The sequence below is a fragment of the Sphingomonas sp. PSPC2-2 genome (genome assembly GCF_049897725.1).
Taxonomy (GTDB): domain Bacteria; phylum Pseudomonadota; class Alphaproteobacteria; order Sphingomonadales; family Sphingomonadaceae; genus Sphingomonas.
This window is the reverse complement of record NZ_JAFCWU010000018.1, coordinates 13,641-29,290: the sequence shown is the minus strand read 5'-3', so window position 1 is coordinate 29,290 and position 15,650 is coordinate 13,641. Positions and strand designations below refer to the sequence as shown.

17 protein-coding genes are annotated in these 15,650 nt (G+C 64.7%); 10 read left to right on the top strand and 7 right to left on the bottom strand.

Going from position 1 to position 15,650, the window contains the following annotated elements; genetic code table 11:
- The first annotated feature begins 171 nt into the window (after positions 1 to 171).
- From ACP7BY_RS20285 to ACP7BY_RS20260, 6 genes are all read left to right on the top strand, one after another.
- Positions 172 to 357: a hypothetical protein gene (locus tag ACP7BY_RS20285; RefSeq protein WP_024310655.1), complete on the top strand. Its 186-nt coding sequence runs from the start codon at positions 172 to 174 to the stop codon at positions 355 to 357.
- Positions 358 to 450: 93 nt separating this feature from the next.
- Positions 451 to 2,148 carry an ATP-binding protein gene (locus tag ACP7BY_RS20280; RefSeq protein ID WP_062126492.1) on the top strand — a complete coding sequence of 566 codons (1,698 nt, stop codon included), beginning with the start codon at positions 451 to 453 and terminating at the stop codon, positions 2,146 to 2,148.
- A gap of 1 nt (position 2,149) precedes the next feature.
- Positions 2,150 to 2,344, top strand: coding sequence for a hypothetical protein (locus ACP7BY_RS20275; RefSeq protein WP_062126497.1), 195 nt, complete (start codon positions 2,150 to 2,152; stop codon positions 2,342 to 2,344).
- On the top strand, positions 2,341 to 3,306 hold the full coding sequence (locus ACP7BY_RS20270) for a hypothetical protein (protein WP_062126500.1): 966 nt from the start codon (positions 2,341 to 2,343) through the stop codon (positions 3,304 to 3,306). Before ACP7BY_RS20275 ends, ACP7BY_RS20270 begins: the two co-directional genes overlap by 4 nt.
- A gap of 43 nt (positions 3,307 to 3,349) precedes the next feature.
- The gene (locus tag ACP7BY_RS20265; RefSeq protein WP_062126565.1) at positions 3,350 to 3,709 is read left to right on the top strand and encodes a DUF3768 domain-containing protein; all 360 of its coding nucleotides are present in this window, start codon (positions 3,350 to 3,352) and stop codon (positions 3,707 to 3,709) included.
- 50 nt (positions 3,710 to 3,759) lie between these two features.
- Positions 3,760 to 4,029 (top strand): hypothetical protein, encoded by a 270-nt coding sequence (locus tag ACP7BY_RS20260; RefSeq protein ID WP_426288330.1) that lies wholly within the window; start codon positions 3,760 to 3,762, stop codon positions 4,027 to 4,029.
- Between the two features lie 103 nt (positions 4,030 to 4,132).
- Here ACP7BY_RS20260 and ACP7BY_RS20255 read toward each other — a convergent pair whose 3' ends face one another.
- Together ACP7BY_RS20255 and ACP7BY_RS20250 are read right to left on the bottom strand one after the other, a co-directional pair.
- Positions 4,133 to 4,918 (bottom strand): SDR family NAD(P)-dependent oxidoreductase, encoded by a 786-nt coding sequence (locus ACP7BY_RS20255; protein WP_004213209.1) that lies wholly within the window; start codon positions 4,916 to 4,918, stop codon positions 4,133 to 4,135.
- The gene (locus ACP7BY_RS20250; RefSeq protein WP_004213210.1) at positions 4,915 to 5,466 is read right to left on the bottom strand and encodes a recombinase family protein; all 552 of its coding nucleotides are present in this window, start codon (positions 5,464 to 5,466) and stop codon (positions 4,915 to 4,917) included. The genes ACP7BY_RS20255 and ACP7BY_RS20250 overlap by 4 nt, the downstream gene beginning before the upstream one ends.
- A gap of 139 nt (positions 5,467 to 5,605) precedes the next feature.
- Here ACP7BY_RS20250 and ACP7BY_RS20245 point away from each other — a divergent pair, with 139 nt between their 5' ends.
- Together ACP7BY_RS20245 and ACP7BY_RS20240 are read left to right on the top strand one after the other, a co-directional pair.
- Positions 5,606 to 8,563: a Tn3 family transposase gene (locus ACP7BY_RS20245; RefSeq protein WP_031286087.1), complete on the top strand. Its 2,958-nt coding sequence runs from the start codon at positions 5,606 to 5,608 to the stop codon at positions 8,561 to 8,563.
- A gap of 60 nt (positions 8,564 to 8,623) precedes the next feature.
- Positions 8,624 to 9,316 carry a DUF7221 family queuine tRNA-ribosyltransferase-like protein gene (locus tag ACP7BY_RS20240; RefSeq protein ID WP_426288328.1) on the top strand — a complete coding sequence of 231 codons (693 nt, stop codon included), beginning with the start codon at positions 8,624 to 8,626 and terminating at the stop codon, positions 9,314 to 9,316.
- A 106-nt stretch (positions 9,317 to 9,422) separates the two neighbouring features.
- On the opposite strand, the gene arsH is transcribed toward ACP7BY_RS20240, so the two are convergent.
- From arsH to ACP7BY_RS20215, 5 genes are read right to left on the bottom strand one after another with little or no spacing between them, the layout of a single operon-like run.
- On the bottom strand, positions 9,423 to 10,163 hold the full coding sequence (gene arsH / locus ACP7BY_RS20235; protein ID WP_047100423.1) for an arsenical resistance protein ArsH: 741 nt from the start codon (positions 10,161 to 10,163) through the stop codon (positions 9,423 to 9,425).
- The gene (gene arsB, locus ACP7BY_RS20230) at positions 10,160 to 11,230 is read right to left on the bottom strand and encodes an ACR3 family arsenite efflux transporter (protein ID WP_047100424.1); all 1,071 of its coding nucleotides are present in this window, start codon (positions 11,228 to 11,230) and stop codon (positions 10,160 to 10,162) included. Before arsB ends, arsH begins: the two co-directional genes overlap by 4 nt.
- Before the next feature lie 3 nt (positions 11,231 to 11,233).
- A complete protein-coding gene (arsC, locus tag ACP7BY_RS20225; RefSeq protein ID WP_047100425.1) occupies positions 11,234 to 11,659 on the bottom strand; it encodes an arsenate reductase (glutaredoxin) in 426 nt (141 codons plus the stop codon).
- A complete protein-coding gene (locus tag ACP7BY_RS20220) occupies positions 11,656 to 12,186 on the bottom strand; it encodes an arsenate reductase ArsC (protein WP_107394420.1) in 531 nt (176 codons plus the stop codon). Before ACP7BY_RS20220 ends, arsC begins: the two co-directional genes overlap by 4 nt.
- 11 nt (positions 12,187 to 12,197) lie before the next feature.
- Positions 12,198 to 12,530: an ArsR/SmtB family transcription factor gene (locus tag ACP7BY_RS20215; protein WP_047100427.1), complete on the bottom strand. Its 333-nt coding sequence runs from the start codon at positions 12,528 to 12,530 to the stop codon at positions 12,198 to 12,200.
- Between the two features lie 155 nt (positions 12,531 to 12,685).
- Between ACP7BY_RS20215 and ACP7BY_RS20210 the strand changes: the two genes are divergently transcribed.
- Positions 12,686 to 13,828, top strand: coding sequence for a tyrosine-type recombinase/integrase (locus ACP7BY_RS20210; RefSeq protein WP_047100428.1), 1,143 nt, complete (start codon positions 12,686 to 12,688; stop codon positions 13,826 to 13,828).
- Positions 13,818 to 15,614 (top strand): site-specific integrase, encoded by a 1,797-nt coding sequence (locus ACP7BY_RS20205; RefSeq protein WP_126014903.1) that lies wholly within the window; start codon positions 13,818 to 13,820, stop codon positions 15,612 to 15,614. Before ACP7BY_RS20210 ends, ACP7BY_RS20205 begins: the two co-directional genes overlap by 11 nt.
- Positions 15,615 to 15,650: the final 36 nt, after the last annotated feature.

The following is a 15,650-nucleotide window of genomic DNA, read 5'->3' as shown; positions in this document are numbered from 1 at the left end:
CGCACCGCCCACAGGATCACATCACCCTGGAAATGGCGCCACTTGAAATCCGTCATCGTTCCGTCCGTCCAATCTCCGCCAAGCATGCTCAAGCTTCACGATTTTTGCAACAGAGCCAACGGGCGTCACCGACCATGTTGCCATCCCCGGCACAATCGATGAGGAAAAGCCATGACGCCGCTTCGCCTCGCCCGCGATATCGCAACCGGCGCGCCGATCGACCGCGACACCCGGCGTGCCCGCCTCCTCGCGGCGCGGCGCTATGCGATCAACTCGGTCCCGCGTCGCGGTATCCTCAGCGGTCACTGGGACGCGGGCACCGTGGTCGGCGCGTTCCGCGACGGCAAGGCAGGCTGACCAGGGCTCGGCCCGATGCGCCGATGAAGGAGAGAGGGAGCGGGGAGGGAAGGCGTGACGGACGCCTGAGCCCTTTTCCAGGAGCGCACTCCCATGATTCCCGCCACCATCGCGACCGCGGTCGCCCCCGAGACGATCGCCAAGGTCACGCGCCTGTTCAACAATACCGCGTTCGACGTCATCTGCGAACTCCTCCAGAACGCGCGCCGCGCCGGTGCGACCGGCGTCGCGCTCGCGCTGAACGGCGCCGGCGCCGAGCACTTCCTGCACATCACCGATGACGGCCACGGCATCGCCGATCCGGTGAGCATCGTCACGCTCGGCCGCTCGGGCTGGTCCGACGAGACGCGCCGCGCCGAAGATCCCGCCGGCATGGGCGTGTTCAGCCTCGCAGGCCGCGACGTCATCATCCGCTCCTTCTCGAAACCCGACCGCCAGGGCTGGATGGCGCATATCCCGGCCTCGGCGTGGGAGACGAGCCGCCCGATCGCGATCGAACCCGATCCGATCATGCGCGGCACCGCGATCACCGTGCGCGTGCCCGACGAGTGGCTGAAGACGCTCGAGCGCGACGTGGCCCGCGCCGCCAAACATTATCCGGTTCCCGTGACCTGGAACGGCGCGGTCCTTCCGCAGGAGGACTGGCTGAAGGACGCGGTCCATGTCGAGGAATGGTACGGCGTGCGCATCGGCGTGTTCCAGAAACACCCCTCGCATTATTCCTCGCGCGACGGACGCCTCAACTTCCACGGGCTGACCATCCCGTGCGACCTGCCGTATGTTCAGGAAGTCGACCGGGGCGGCCACTGGATCGCGCGGGTCGACATCTTCGACGCGCCGCAAATCCAGCTCGTCCTCCCGGCGCGCAAGGAAGTGGTCGAGAACACCGGCATCGCCGCCCTGCGCGATGCGGTCCGGCTCGCGATCTACCGCGCGATCGAGGCCGCGGGGACGCACCGGCTGTCGGCGCATGACTGGCGCGAGGCGCGCTCGCTCGGTATCGCACTACCCGAAGCCGAGCCCTATCTGTTCGCATGGACCGCCTATGCGGCCGACAGCTCGCGCAACTACGAGAGCGGCGCACGCGTGACCGACACCGGCATGGTGCTGATGCCCGACTTCGATGCGCTGATCGGCCAACCCGCGCAGGCGGCGATCGCGAAGCATAATCCGTTCGGTGGTCCGCTGGTCGAGGCCCAGGACGCGTTCAAGGGCTATGGCTGGTACGATATCCTCGCCCGTGTCGAGGATATGCGGTTCCGCGTCACCCAGGGCGACCGCACCTTCATCGTCTCCGACAGCCGCGAAGCCCCCGCCGAGGCGGAAAACGGTTGGGTCGAGGCTATCACGCTCGAGGCGACGATGAGCCACGCCGGCGCATTCATCGAGGTATCGACCGACGCGGATGTCGCCTTCGCACCCGACCAATGGTCGTGCAACTCGGTCGACGAGACGTCCGTCTTCGTCCGCCGGGGCAGCGAAATCACCGCGCTCGGCGTCGCCGACATCCTCGAAAGCGCGATCTTCTATGCCAGCGACGACAGCGATGCCGACAGCTACGATACGCAGCTCGAGCGCTTCCAGGCCGATGCCGCCGAACGAATCATCGGCCTGCTCGAAGGCGACGATGCCGCGCTTGAGAACCGCATTCGCGACAAGCTGGCGGGGCATTATTTCCTCGTCCCCGAGGACCGGACGGTCACCGTCGTCATCAATCGCGACCGGCTCGACGTGACGATCACGCCCCGCGCGGTTCCCGCCGCGCCCAAGGCCGCGGCGGAGGACGCGTGACATGGCGCGCTACAACCACGCCTACACGCTCGCCTTCAGCCTCGTCTCGAACGACGACAAGGGCCACGACGTCGATGCGCGCCAGCTGAAGGCGGCGCTGCTCGCACGGATCGAGAATCTCGACGAGGAGGGTAGCTGGATCGAGTCTGCCGGTGCGCCCTATGACACCTATCTAGAACCGGAGGAGGCGCCATGACCGGCGCGCCAGTTCCGGTCGTGCCGCTGGCGCCGCCGCCACCAGTGGTGCTGGCCTACGGCATCGGCGTCGACAGCACCGCGCTGCTGATCGAGAAGCACGCGCGCGGCGAAGCGCCTGACCTCGTGCTGACCGCCGATACCTCGGTCGAGAAACCGGCGACCTACGAATATCTCGACGTGATCCGGCCCTGGATGCGCGACCGCGGTATCCGTTTCGAGCTGGTCAGCTATGTCCCGAAGCGATTCAAGCACTGGCCGCCCTATTACGGCATCCTCGAGATGTGCCTGACCAATGCCACGCTGCCGAGCAAGTCGCTCGGCGGGTCGAGTTGCAGCCTCAAATACAAGAAGGCGCCGCAGGACAAATTCCTGTCGACCTGGCAACCAGCGGTCGACGCTTGGGCGCGCGGGCAGCGCGTCGTTCGCCTGATCGGCTATGACGCCGGACCGCGCGACACCGCGCGCGCCAACCATGCGCTGTCGATCGACGATCCGCTGTACGACTGCGAGTACCCCTTGCGCGAATGGCGATGGGACCGGCCCGACTGCGTCGCCCGCATCCAGGCCGAGGGTCTGCCGGTGCCACCCAAATCGGCGTGCTGGCTGTGCATCGCCAACCATCCGAGCGAAATCCGCGGCCTCCCGCAATGGTGCCTGCGACTCATCGTGCTGGTCGAGGCACGCGCCGCCCCGCGACTGCACACGGTCGAGGGCCTGTGGCGCAGATCGACCCGCGCGCGCCCGGGATCGATGACCGCCTTCATCCGCGACGAGCACCTCCTGCCGGCTGACGAGATCGACCGGATCATCCGCGATGCGCCGCTCGACCTCATCCGGTTCCAGGATGTCGCGGCCGTCATCCCGCTCGGCGAGCGCCCGACGATGGGCGACTGGCTCGACCGCTTCCATGCGGCCTTTCCCGAACGAGGCCGGGGACGAAGCGACGCGCTCGCCGCCTGAAGTCCCCGCCACCATCGCTATCGACCAAACGGAGGATCATCACATGATTTCGACCGCCACCGAAACGCGCCTCGAAGCCGTGGCCAGGCTCAACGACCGTTGCCGCCAGGGGTTCGACCGCACCGCGAAGATCGTCATGACGCGCGCGTGCCTCGGCGCGCTGTCGAACGGCACGCTCGCCTCGGAAGCCGTCGCCCAGGCGCATGTCCTGCAGGCGCTGCGCCGCTACACTTTCCCCGCCGACTGTCCCGAGCGCGATCGCGGCCAGTTCGAGCTGTCAGGCGAGACGATACACTTCCGTATCGATTATTATGACGTGGCGCTGGAATGGGGATCGGAAGACCCCGCCGACGCCAGCATCACGCGCCGTGTTCTCACGCTCATGCTGCGCGAGGATCTGTGATGCGTATTGTCGGAATGGCCGACAGCTATCAGCTAGCTGGCCGCTAGACGATGACGATCGAGATCATCCTCGGCCTGCCGCATCTCGCAAACGGGCCTATCCTTCAGCGCGCGGTCGCGCTGCAAGCACCGGTGCTGATCTCGGCCAATTGTCTGTCGCGCTGGCGCAAGGCCGATGGCTGGCGCGAGTGGTCGGGATGGCGCACCGGAACGCTCGCCAACGCGCGACCGCTCGCCAGCGTCGACCTCGATTCCGCCGGTTACACCATGATGGTCCGCTATGGCGGGCTTCCCTGGAGCATCGCCGATTACATGGGGTGACTACACGAAAGTGACGTATCTGCACGCTAAGGGCGAACAAATCCGGTACGATGCCAGCAGATGCTATTCGCAGGCTTTCCTGCCCCTTTTATGTGGTGCCGCCCTACGGGCGCCGATATGGGAGGGCGGCAATCCGATTGACCAACGATCGAGGTAGAACCCTGCTCGCCAAATATGTGAGCTGGTTGCCCATCCCCGGTATGGCGAAGGATTGCCGATAAACCAGAGCGTGGACTGCATGGGCCGCGCACCGGTCAACGTCCATCAAACCCAACCTCCCCCACTTCAAATCGCTGAGGGCAGCCATGTCTGTGTCGATTCCACCGGGTGCAAAAGACCCAACACTCACTCCCGTCCCGGCAAGCTCCACGGAAAGCGCTCGCATGAGGGTGCTCACATAGGCTTTCGACGCGCCGTAGACCGCTTGGAAGGGCACGGATGTTTCGCCCGCCAGGCTCGACACGGCGATTACTGAGGATTCAAACGGCTGCTCCCTGAAAATCGCAATCAGGCGAGCCAGCAAATCCGTGAAACCGAGTATGTTTGTTTCAATTACCTCGGCATAAGTGTCGGCACGGCCTGCATCAAATGAACCAACGCTCGTCATTCCGGCAACCAACAAAGCGGCTGTTACTTGCAATTCTGCAACCTTAGCCGCGATTTTCTCCCTGCCCTCGATTTCACGTTGATCAGCCACTATAATCTCGCACGGCACATTGAACCGCTCGTCAATTTCGGTCTGTAGCTCCCGCAAGTTGTCGAGCCTTCGTCCAACAATCAGGGGCTTGGCCTGGTACGATGCCGCCAAGCGGAGGGCGGACGCTCTGCCCAAACCGGTCGAAGCCCCTGTGACCAGCACCCACGAGTTCTTGATCGCCAGCGGTTTCACGCGTTTTCCAGAGCCTTGTATAGGGCGGTTTTGCCGATCTTGAGCCGGGCCGCCGCCTCACGAACAGTGAGGCCCGCTGCGATATGCGCCCGCGCTTTACGTAGTTTGTCGGGGGTAACGACAGGCCGGCGACCACCCTTGTTGCCCCGCTCGCGTGCGGCCTTGAGGCCGGCATGAGTGCGTTCACGGATCAGGTCACGCTCGAATTGGGCCAGCGAGCCGAAGATGTTGAACACCAGCATGCCGCCCGAAGTGGTGGTGTCGATATTCTCGGTGAGTGAGCGGAACCCGATGCCGCGCGCCGCAAGCTCGCCGACCTTCTCGATCAGGTGGCTCATCGAGCGGCCGAGGCGGTCGAGTTTCCAGACCACCAGCGTGTCGCCGGGGCGCAAATAGGCGAGCGCTTCGGTTAGGCCAGGCCGATCGGCTTTTGCCCCGGATGCGTGATCGTCGAATATACGGTCGCACCCGGCAGTGTTCAGCGCGTCAAGCTGGAGCGACAGCTTCTGGTCTGCGGTCGAGACGCGCGCATAGCCGATCAGCGCCACATGATGCCCGATCCTGTCCGTTTTCCCGTCATTATGCGATCTTGTCCGAATCGCCGTTACAGGTCCAGAGTTAACGGACATATTCCTGTTGGCCGCCAGAGGACCGTCTGACGGACACGCAAAGCGAAGGAGATGATGCTTGGCGAGACGGCGACTGGTGAGCCTGGAAATCTGGGCGAGGCATTATGGCGCGCCGCTCGATGAGCGCGAGATCGCGCGTCATTATACGCTGACCAGCGACGACCTGGAAATTGTCGGCCGCCGTCGCGGCGATGCCACCCGGCTCGGCTATGCGATGCTCATGCTATATATGAGATGGCCTGGCCGTGCGCTGGAAGCGGGCGAAGTCCCGCCCGCTCCTGTGCTCGCCTATGTGGCGCAGCAACTCGGCGTCGCGCCGGCAGCCTTCGCGGATTATGCCCATCGGGACCAGACCCGTCGCGAGCATCTCGTCGAAATCCGACGATCGCACGGGTTCAGGATTTTTGACCGCAACGCTTTCCGTGAAGTTGTCGCCTTCTCGGTCCCAATCGCGCAGACCATCATACACCCCGGCCAGATGGCAGACGTCATCGTCGATGAACTCCGGCGCCTGCAGATCCTCCTGCCTTCTCCGTCGATTCTCGAAGCGGTGCTGCGGCGGGCGCGCCAGCAAGCCGAACAGCTTACCTATGAAGTGCTCACGAATGGCCTGCTGCCTGACACCCTTCAGGGCCTGGACGATTTGCTGGCCCGACGACCGGGGCAGGTCGCGACATGGCTATCCTGGATGCGCAATGCGCCACAATCGCCGGCAGCGCGCAACATCCTGCGCCTGATCGAACGGCTCGCCTATATCCGCGCGCTGGGCCTCGATCGCGCCCGTGCCGACATGATCCCGGCTTTGACTTTTGACAGGCTGGCGGACGAAGGCAGCCGCATCACACCCCAGCACCTTGGCGAACTCAATGCCCTGCGCCGCCATGCGACGCTGGCGGCAACCGGCATCCGGCTTGAGGAAAGCCTGACCGACGCCACCCTGACGATGTTCGACAAGCTGTTGGGCAGCATGGCGCGCCGCGCCGAGAACCGGACCCGCGACAAAGCCCTCAAGACGGTGCGCGAGTTGCAAGGCCACCTCCGGACGCTCACGGGGTCTTGCCGCCTCCTCATCGACGCGCGCAGCAAGGGCGTGGATTCTCTGGCGCAGATCGAGGCGCTGGACTGGCAGCACTTCGCCGTGGCCGTCGAGCAGGCCGAAGTGCTCGGGCGACCGGAAACCGTCGATCGCACCGCCGAATTGATCGAGCGGCATCGGACGGTGAAGCTCTTTGTCGGCGCTTTTCTCAACGCCTTCGAGTTTCGCGGCGCCGGCGCGGTTCAGGGGCTCCTGTCAGCGCTGGCCATCATCGCGGAGCTATATCGGACCGGCAAACGGCGCTTGCCTGATCGCGTGCCGCTACGCTTTGTGCCGCCCGCATGGCGCCCGTTCGTCCTGCGGGATGGCATCGTTGATCGTGCCGCTTATGAACTATGCGCCTTGTCGCAACTACGCGAGCGGTTGCGAGCCGGGGATATATGGGTCGCGGGAAGCCGGCAGTTTCGCGATTTCGACAGCTATCTCATACCGCCGGCGACCTTTGCGGCGCTGCGCGAGAAGGGGCCGTTGCCGCTCGCCATCGAAACGGATTTCGAGCGCCATATCGAGGAACGGCGCACCAGGCTCGACACGGCGATCGAGCAGGTAACGGTCCTTGCACGGCAAGGGGAGCTGCCCCAGGTTAAGCTTGACGAAAACGGTCTCATCATCTCGCCGCTGAAGGCGGCAACACCGCCCGCCACCGAGATTGCCCGTCGCGCCGCCTATGATCGACTGCCGCGCGTGAAGATCACCGATCTTCTGCTGGAGGTCGATGCCTGGACCGGGTTCAGCGAATGCTTCATCCATCGTCGTTCGGGCCGGGAAGCCGACGATCGCAATGCGCTGCTCACGGTCATCCTCGCCGATGGCATCAATCTCGGCCTCACACGCATGGCGGAAACCTGCCGGGGCGCAAGTCTGCGTCAGCTCGCCCATCTTCACGACTGGCACATCAGCGAAGCCGCCTATGGCGAAGCGTTGGGAAGGCTGATCGACGCCCATCGCGCCATGCCGCTCGCCGCGCTGTGGGGAGACGGCACCACTTCGTCGAGCGACGGACAGCAATTTCATGCCGGGGGCCGTGGGGCCGCGATCGGCGACATCAACGCGCGCAGCGGCAACGAACCAGGCGTTGCCTTCTACACCCATGTCTCGGATCGATATGACCCCTTCGCAAGTCGGGTGATCGCGGCGACCGCTGGCGAAGCGCCCTATGTGCTGGATGGCTTGCTGTATCACCAGACCGGCCTGACGATCGAGGAGCACTACACCGATACGGGCGGGGCATCGGACCATGTGTTCGGCCTCATGCCCTTCTTCGGCTACCGCTTCGCGCCGCGCCTGCGCGACATCAAGGAGCGTCGTTTACACCTCCTTCCCGGCCAAGAATCCGGCCCCTTGCTTGCCGGCATGACGGCCGAACCGATCGCATTGGGTCATGTCGCGGCGCATTGGGACGAACTGCTGCGGTTCGCCACGTCGATCCGCACCGGCACCGTCACTGCTTCGGCAATGCTGCGCCGCTTGTCCGCCTATCCGCGACAGAACGGACTGGCCCTCGCACTACGCGAGCTGGGCCGCCTCGAACGCTCCATTTTCATGCTCGACTGGCTGCGCGACATCGACCTGCGCCGGCGCACCCAGGCGGGCCTCAACAAAGGCGAAGCCCGCAACGCGCTCGCCCGCGCGCTCTTCTTCAACCAGCTCGGCGAACTGCGCGATCGTCGGTTCGAGAACCAGACCTATCGCGCCTCCGGCCTCAACCTGCTCGTCGCCGCCATCATCTTGTGGAACACTCGCTATCTCGAAATGGCGCTGGCGGACATCGGCACAGCCGACGAAATCGCACGCCACATCGCGCCATTGGGCTGGGAGCATATCTCGCTGACCGGTGACTATAGCTGGAATGTTGAAGATCAACCCGATCCGGACGCCTTGCGACCGCTGCGCGCCGTCAACTCCCTACTTGCCGCGTGACGTTCGCTATCCGTTCGCCCTTTCCGTGCAGATACGTCACTTTCGTGTAGTCACCCCTACATGGCGCTCGCCGCGTCATGGCCGTTCCGACGCATCTCGTCGGTCGATTACTGCTGCGAAGAGGGCGTTGCCCACGACCGCGAGGAAGTGCTCGACCGCATCGCGCGCACCACCGCCACCAACCGAGAATGCTTTGCCCGCGCCGACGACTTGGCCATCCGCGACCGGCTGATGCCCGTGCTGCAGGGCCGCGTGCCCGACGACTACGTCCGTTCACTCGACGCGATCGGCGGTCTGATCCTGCCCGGCACCGTCGTCGGCATCGGCAGCATGTGCCGGCGACCGATCCACGGTCCCGAAGGGCTGATCGCCGTCGTCGAGCGGCTGACCCGCATCCTGCCGATCGGCGTCAAGGCGCACCTCTTCGGGGTGAAAGGCGATGCCCTGCCGTACCTCACGCCGTTCGCACGCTGGATCGCCTCGATAGACAGCCAGGGATGGGGCGTAGGCGTGCGACAGCACGCGCTCAGGCATCGCATCGCCAAGACCGACGCGCTCGGCGCCGACTTCATGGAACGCTGGTATCGCACGCAATGCGCGCGAACGCTCGAAACACCGCGACACCTGCCCGAGGCCGCGGCGTCTGCTCCACCGCCACCAACCGCCGACCCCTGGGAACGCGCGATCGCGCAGGCTCGCGCCGAGATCCGCGCCCTGATCGAGAGCGGCGATCTCTTAGGTCCGGTCCTCTGATCTGTCTCATTAGGAACGGATGCGGAGAGGGATCAGGCCGACCGCCGCGCTAACCCAAAGAGCTGGCGGTGGTCGGCCTGATCCCTCGCTTGGCGAGGCGCTCGACTTAAGCGATCGACTGCGATGCCAGATCGGGGGCGGCATCCTGCTTTGCCGCCTCCGCCTTCCGCTCCGAATAGCGGTCGACGAGCTGCACGGCGTGCCCACGGGTGAGCACGGTAAAGCGCACCAGCTCCTCCATCACATCGACGATGCGGTCATAGTAACTGGAGGGCTTCATGCGACCGGCTTCGTCGAACTCCTTGTAGGCCATCGCCACGCTTGACTGGTTGGGGATGGTGAACATCCGCATCCAGCGGCCGAGCAGCCGGAGCGTGTTGACCGCGTTGAACGACTGCGATCCGCCCGACACCTGCATCACCGCCAGCGTGCGGCCCTGGGTCGGGCGCATCCCCTTCATCTCCAGCGGCAGATGGTCGATCTGCGCTTTCATGATACCGGTGATCTGGCCGTGACGCTCCGGGCTGCACCACACCATGCCCTCCGACCACATGGCATGGTCGCGCAGTTCATGGACGGCGGGATGATCGTCGCCCTTCACCTGATCGGGCAACGGCAGGTCGGTCGGATCGAAGATGCGCGTCTCCGCCCCGAAGAACTGGAGCAACCGTGCCGCCTCCTCGACTGCGAAACGCGAGAAGGACCGTTCGCGCAATGAACCATAGAGCAGCAGGATACGCGGCGGTGGATCGCCCGCACCAAGCCCGAACGCGGGCCGCTCATGGACATAGCGGAGATCGAGCGCCGGCAGATGATCCGGGTCGGTCAACTCGCTGATACGGGTCAAGCAGCGGCTCCCTTCTCATACCAGCCGCGTGTCCGCTTCACGATCGCCACGACCGACAGCATCACCGGCACCTCGACCAGCACGCCAACCACCGTGGCGAGCGCGGCGCCGGACTTGAGGCCGAACAGGCTTATTGCGGCGGCCACCGCCAGCTCGAAGAAATTGGACGCGCCGATCAGCGCGGCGGGCGCCGCCACGCACCATGCGACGCCAAAACGGCGGCTCAGCCAATAGGCCAGCCCGGCATTGAAATAGACCTGTACCAGAATCGGCACGGCGATGAGCGCGATCACAAAGGGCTGCGCGACGATTGCCTCGCCCTGGAAGCCGAACAGCAACATCAGCGTCGCCAGCAGGGCGGTGAGCGACACCGGCCCGAGCCGGGCCAGCAGCCGGTCAAGCGCGGCCTGTCCGCCTGATGCCAGCACGGCGCGACGGACGAGCTGCGCGACGATCACCGGCACGACAATGTAGAGGCCGACCGAGAGCAACAGCGTATCCCACGGCACCGTCACCGAGGCGACGCCGAGCAGCAGCCCGACCAGCGGTGCGAAGGCGAACACCATGATGAGGTCGTTCAGCGCCACCTGGCTCAACGTGTAATTGGGTTCGCCGTCGCAGAGGTTCGACCACACGAACACCATTGCCGTGCAGGGCGCAGCCGCCAGCAGGATCAGCCCGGCGATATAGGACGGCGCTTCGCCCGCCGGCAGCAACGGCGCGAACATCCAGCCCAGGAACAGCGTGCCGAGCAGCGCCATCGAGAAAGGCTTGACCGCCCAATTGATGAACAGCGTGACACCGACGCCCTTCCAATGCTGGCGCACCGATCCCAGCGCGCCGAAGTCGATCTTGAGCAGCATCGGCACGATCATCAGCCAGATCAGCACCGCGACGACGAGATTGACCCGCGCCACCTCGGCGGAGGCAATCGCGCCGAACAGGCCGGGCAACATATGGCCGAGCGCGATCCCAGCAACGATGCAGAGCGCCACCCACAGGGTCAGATAGCGCTCGAAGAAGGAGATGCCGGGACGAGCCGGCGTGGCGTCGAGAACGGTCGCCATGCCTCAGATCACCCGCGCGCCGGCCGCATCGACGACCTGTTGGCCGTCCTCCTTGGCGAATGCGCCCTGTTGCGGTGCGGGTAGCAGGTCCAGTACCGCCTCCGAAGGGCGACACAGTTTCACGCCGAGCGGCGAGACGACCAGCGGCCGGTTGATGAGGATCGGGTGCGCCATCATTGCGTCGATCAGGGCTTCATCTGACAGCGAGGGATCGCCCAGGCCTAGTTCGGCATAGGGCGTGCCCTTCTCGCGCAGCAGCTCGCGCGGCGTGATCCCGGCGCGCGCGATGAGCTGGACCAGCAATGGCCGCGACGGTGGGGTCTTCAGATATTCGATGACATGCGGCTCGATCCCGGCATTGCGGATCAGGCCCACCACGTTGCGCGACGTGCCGCACTCCGGGTTGTGATAGACGATGATGTCGGTCACGCCGCATCTCCCCGGCGAGTGGTCGAGCCTTCGGTATGGCCGATCTCGCGCAGCTTGGCGGTCAGCGCCGTGGCTTCGAGCTTGTCGATCGGCAGCGAGATGAACAGCCGGATACGGTTTTCCAGATAGTTCAGCGCCATCACGAAAGCGCGTTCGCGCTCTATGTCACCGCCCTGGACATGGCTTGGATCTTCGATGCCCCAATGGGCCGTCATTGGATGGCCGGGCCATACCGGGCAGACTTCACCGGCTGCGTCGTCGCAGACGGTGAACACGAAATCCATGACCGGCGCACCGGGCCGGGAAAACTCCTCCCAGCTTTTCGAGCGCAGGCCCTCGGTCGGATAGTCGAGCCGTTCCAGCAGTGCGAGCGCGTCGGGGTTAACCGCGCCCTTGGGATAGCTCCCGGCCGAGAAGGCATGGAAGCGACCTTGGCCGAGCTTGTTCATGGCGCTCTCGGCGAGGATCGAGCGTGCCGAATTGCCGGTGCAGAGGAACAGGACGTTGAACACGCGATCGGTGGACATGGCAGTCTCCGTCAGCAGCAGGGGACGAGTTCGGCGACGAGCGGTGCACACAGTTCCGGTTTTCCGGCGCAGCAGTCCTTCACCAGAAAGAGGGTCAGCGCGCGCAGCGCATCGAGGTCGGCGCAGTAGATGATCGACCGGCTTTGCCGCTCGGACTTCAGCAGGCCCGCGCGCGTCAACGCGGCGAGGTGCGCGGACATCGTGTTCTGAGGAACGTCGAGCGCTTTTGCGATCTCGCCGGCGGGCAATCCTTCGGGCTCGTGGCGCACCAGCAACCGAAATGCGTCAAGGCGTGTGCCCTGCGCGAGAGCGGCCAGGGCCGTGATAGCCGAATCAGTATCCATATATCCGAGATAGTGGATATATGGATGAATTGGAACAGGCGTCGTGTCGCCCGGCCCAAAAAGTGCTCGCTCAGCCGACTGTCCGAACTGGAAAGGCCGGGATGATGCTAGAATAACCGCCCTGATCCCGCGTGCGTGAGGCGGAGGTGTGATCCATGGTGACGATCATCCGTGCCGTTCCAGGTGAGCCCGGCATTCCCGCCGGGTTCCCCATCCTGTTCGACGCGAACATGGCCATCATCGAGCCGGCCTTTGCCTATCTGCTCGAACATGCCGAGGTTCATGGCCACTCCCAGGCCTCGGAGACGGTACGGACCTATGGCGAGCACCTGTATGAGTGGTTCGATGCGCTCGAGCAGTCCAACATCAAATGGGATGTCGCTGACGAGCATATACTCGCAGCTTATCGATCCCGAATGCTCGAAGGGCCGAGCCAGCATACCGGGCGGCCGTTTGCCCGCTCCACCATCAATGCCCGGGTTGCCACCGTCTATCGCTTCTATTCCTGGGCCCTCGATCACGACTTCATCCGGCATCGCGCGTTCCCGCGACCGTTGCAGACACGGCAGGGCAGGGGACCGCGTGTTGGGCCACAGATCAGACGCCGTTCGACCGGGAGCCTCACGGTCTCGGTCCCGGAGCAACTGCCACGACCAATGCGCCCCGATGAGCTGGCAAGGCTGTTCGCGCAGCTTGCGCCGACCGCGCGCCTTGCAGGGGAGTGGGCGCTGTGCGCAGGCCTTCGACGCAAGGAACTATGTGCTCTGGCGGTCGATCAGATACCGGATAGCTGGTCGCTTCACCCGGAAGAGACGCCGCTTGTAGGCGTGCCGCTCAGCATCACCAAGGGCGACCGGCCGCGAACGGTCTATCCGCCGGTTCGCCTGCTTGATCGCACGCACTGGTATATCGGAGAGGACCGGGCCCGGATCGTGCGGCGCGCGCGCAATGCCGATCCCCGCTACAGGGCGCCGCCCAATCTTCTCCTGAATGAACATGGCCGTGCGATGACGCGCAAACGCCTGACGGCGCTTCTGTCCGAGGCGTTCGCGGCCGCTGGGTTGCCCGGCACGCTGCATTGGCTCCGTCACACCTTCGCGATGGTGATGCTCACGCGGCTTCAGATCCAGGCTCGTGCCAATCCGGCGCTGAATCCGCTGAAGATCGTCCAGGTTCTGTTGGGCCATGCCTCGATCGCGACGACCGCCATCTACCTGCGCTGCGTCGAGCTGTACGAACCCGATATCAACGAGAGCCTTGCCTGGCTCTACGGCGAAGCGATCAACGATGCTGGCTGAGGGACGGATCGACCGCCGTATCGCGATCGATCGAGCATCGACCGCGCAAGCGCCAGATGATCGACGCTTCTCCTTTCGTGATGAATGGGGACAGGTCGTGCAGACGTTCGATCCGGTCGCCCTCGACATGCCACATGACCTCACCTGCGCCTTTGTCGAGGCGTTCAGGGTTCATGATGCCGGATCTTCGATCTCCACACGACGCGGACGCTGGAGAGTGATCCGGCGCTTCGGTCGCTTCCTACGCACAGAAGGCGTAAGCTGTGCTGCTGATGTGAACGCCGGCACGATCCGGCGCTACATTGATGCGCTGGCACCCTCGATAGAAGGCCGCCAGCTCAGCCGAGCCACGATGGCTCAACGCTTCGCCAGCCTGAAACCATTGCTCGAGCGCATCGAGCAGACCGATCCGGATCTGTTCGGGAGCGCGCTCGCCATCCCCTACAGCCCGTTCCCCAGCACGGGGTGGGCGCCAGAACCCAAAGCCCGGCTCACGGCAGCGGAAATGAAAACGATCCTCGCGGCCGCCTATGAAGAGATCGACATCGCATGGGCGCGGTTCCAGCGCGGCCAGAAGATCATCGCCTCTCCCCAACCCCCGGAGGGAACTGGTCCGAGAGAGGCGCTCGCGCGCTGGGTGTGGAAACTCCACCGGATCGGCGGCGGCATCGCTCCGAGCGGCGAGGCAATCCGCGCTGCCGGGATCAACCCGAACTCGCTCGAGCATCATGGACGTCAGGAGGCGATCGCTCAGCATTATCACCTGACCTCGCACACGATGGGGCCGTTCTTTGTCGCGCTGGCGATCCAGCTTGCCGCCAATCCCCAGCCTCTTCGGGCGATCCGCCGCGACTGCCTCGTGCCCCATCCACTCGATGATCATCGGGTCATGGTGGAATGGCTCAAGCAGCGGGGCGGTCGAACTCCGAAAATGCAGCGTCGGTCCTTCGACCGCCGTAAAATGCGATCCGCACCGCGTCTGATCGAAATGCTGCTGGCGATGACCGAGCCGCTGATCGAGCATGCTCCGCCTGAAGAACGGGAATGTCTGTTCCTGATCCGCTATCTGTCGCGGGCCTATTATCGCAGGCACGACTATCCTGCCGGCCTGATCGCGCCCGACAGCATCCCCGGGTTCATCAATCGCTTCATCGGCCGCACCAACAGGCGGATCGAACGCTGGAACACCGCACATCCGGAGCAACCGAAACCACTGGTGCCCAAGTTCACGGCCTCGCAACTACGCGGCAGCGTCGCCACGGAGCATTATCTGGCTTCTGGCGGCGACCTGCGCGCGGCAGGGACGGTTCTCAATCACGCCAGCCTCGTCACGACCGATCGCTACGTCGAGGGACCGGCCGCACGGAAGCTCGAGCAGGAGACGATCGCGCGCCTTCAGAAGCTCATGGTAGCCTGGGTCTGCGGACCCGACCGGAAGGAGCCCGCCCGCCACGGCCCGGTAACGGCATTGTTCGGGCATCGTTGTCTGGCGCCTGTCGAACAGGGCGCTGACGGAAATCCGCATCTCTGTCCGAGACTGCGAGGTTGCCTTGCCTGTCCGGGGCTGATCGTTCCGCTTGATGTCGAGCGGTTCGCGCGCGTGCTGCAAGCTCGCCGGCATCTTCTCGACGCCCGCGATCAGATCGATCCGGCTCGCTGGGCGTTGTTCTATGCGCCCAGCTTGCAGGTGCTCGAACATGATCTTCTTCCGGCGTTCCCGCCCGACTTGAGGGAGGAGGCAGAACAACGGGCCGCGATGCTCCCCGATCTCCCGGAACTGGAATGAGCGTTCCGCTCCTCGCCTTGCCGCAGGCCTCGCTGC

Excerpts from the sequence above, each read along its gene's own strand:
- ACP7BY_RS20215 (WP_047100427.1), bottom strand. The coding sequence starts at position 12,530 with ATGGATACTGATTCGGCTATCACGGCCCTGGCCGCTCTCGCGCAGGGC.
- ACP7BY_RS20220 (WP_107394420.1), bottom strand. The coding sequence starts at position 12,186 with ATGTCCACCGATCGCGTGTTCAACGTCCTGTTCCTCTGCACCGGCAAT.
- ACP7BY_RS20260 (WP_426288330.1), top strand. The coding sequence starts at position 3,760 with ATGACGATCGAGATCATCCTCGGCCTGCCGCATCTCGCAAACGGGCCT.
- ACP7BY_RS20285 (WP_024310655.1), top strand. The coding sequence starts at position 172 with ATGACGCCGCTTCGCCTCGCCCGCGATATCGCAACCGGCGCGCCGATC.
- ACP7BY_RS20240 (WP_426288328.1), top strand. The coding sequence starts at position 8,624 with ATGGCGCTCGCCGCGTCATGGCCGTTCCGACGCATCTCGTCGGTCGAT.
- arsB (WP_047100424.1), bottom strand. The coding sequence starts at position 11,230 with ATGGCGACCGTTCTCGACGCCACGCCGGCTCGTCCCGGCATCTCCTTC.
- ACP7BY_RS20275 (WP_062126497.1), top strand. The coding sequence starts at position 2,150 with ATGGCGCGCTACAACCACGCCTACACGCTCGCCTTCAGCCTCGTCTCG.
- ACP7BY_RS20205 (WP_126014903.1), top strand. The coding sequence starts at position 13,818 with ATGCTGGCTGAGGGACGGATCGACCGCCGTATCGCGATCGATCGAGCA.
- ACP7BY_RS20270 (WP_062126500.1), top strand. The coding sequence starts at position 2,341 with ATGACCGGCGCGCCAGTTCCGGTCGTGCCGCTGGCGCCGCCGCCACCA.
- ACP7BY_RS20280 (WP_062126492.1), top strand. The coding sequence starts at position 451 with ATGATTCCCGCCACCATCGCGACCGCGGTCGCCCCCGAGACGATCGCC.
- ACP7BY_RS20265 (WP_062126565.1), top strand. The coding sequence starts at position 3,350 with ATGATTTCGACCGCCACCGAAACGCGCCTCGAAGCCGTGGCCAGGCTC.
- ACP7BY_RS20210 (WP_047100428.1), top strand. The coding sequence starts at position 12,686 with ATGGTGACGATCATCCGTGCCGTTCCAGGTGAGCCCGGCATTCCCGCC.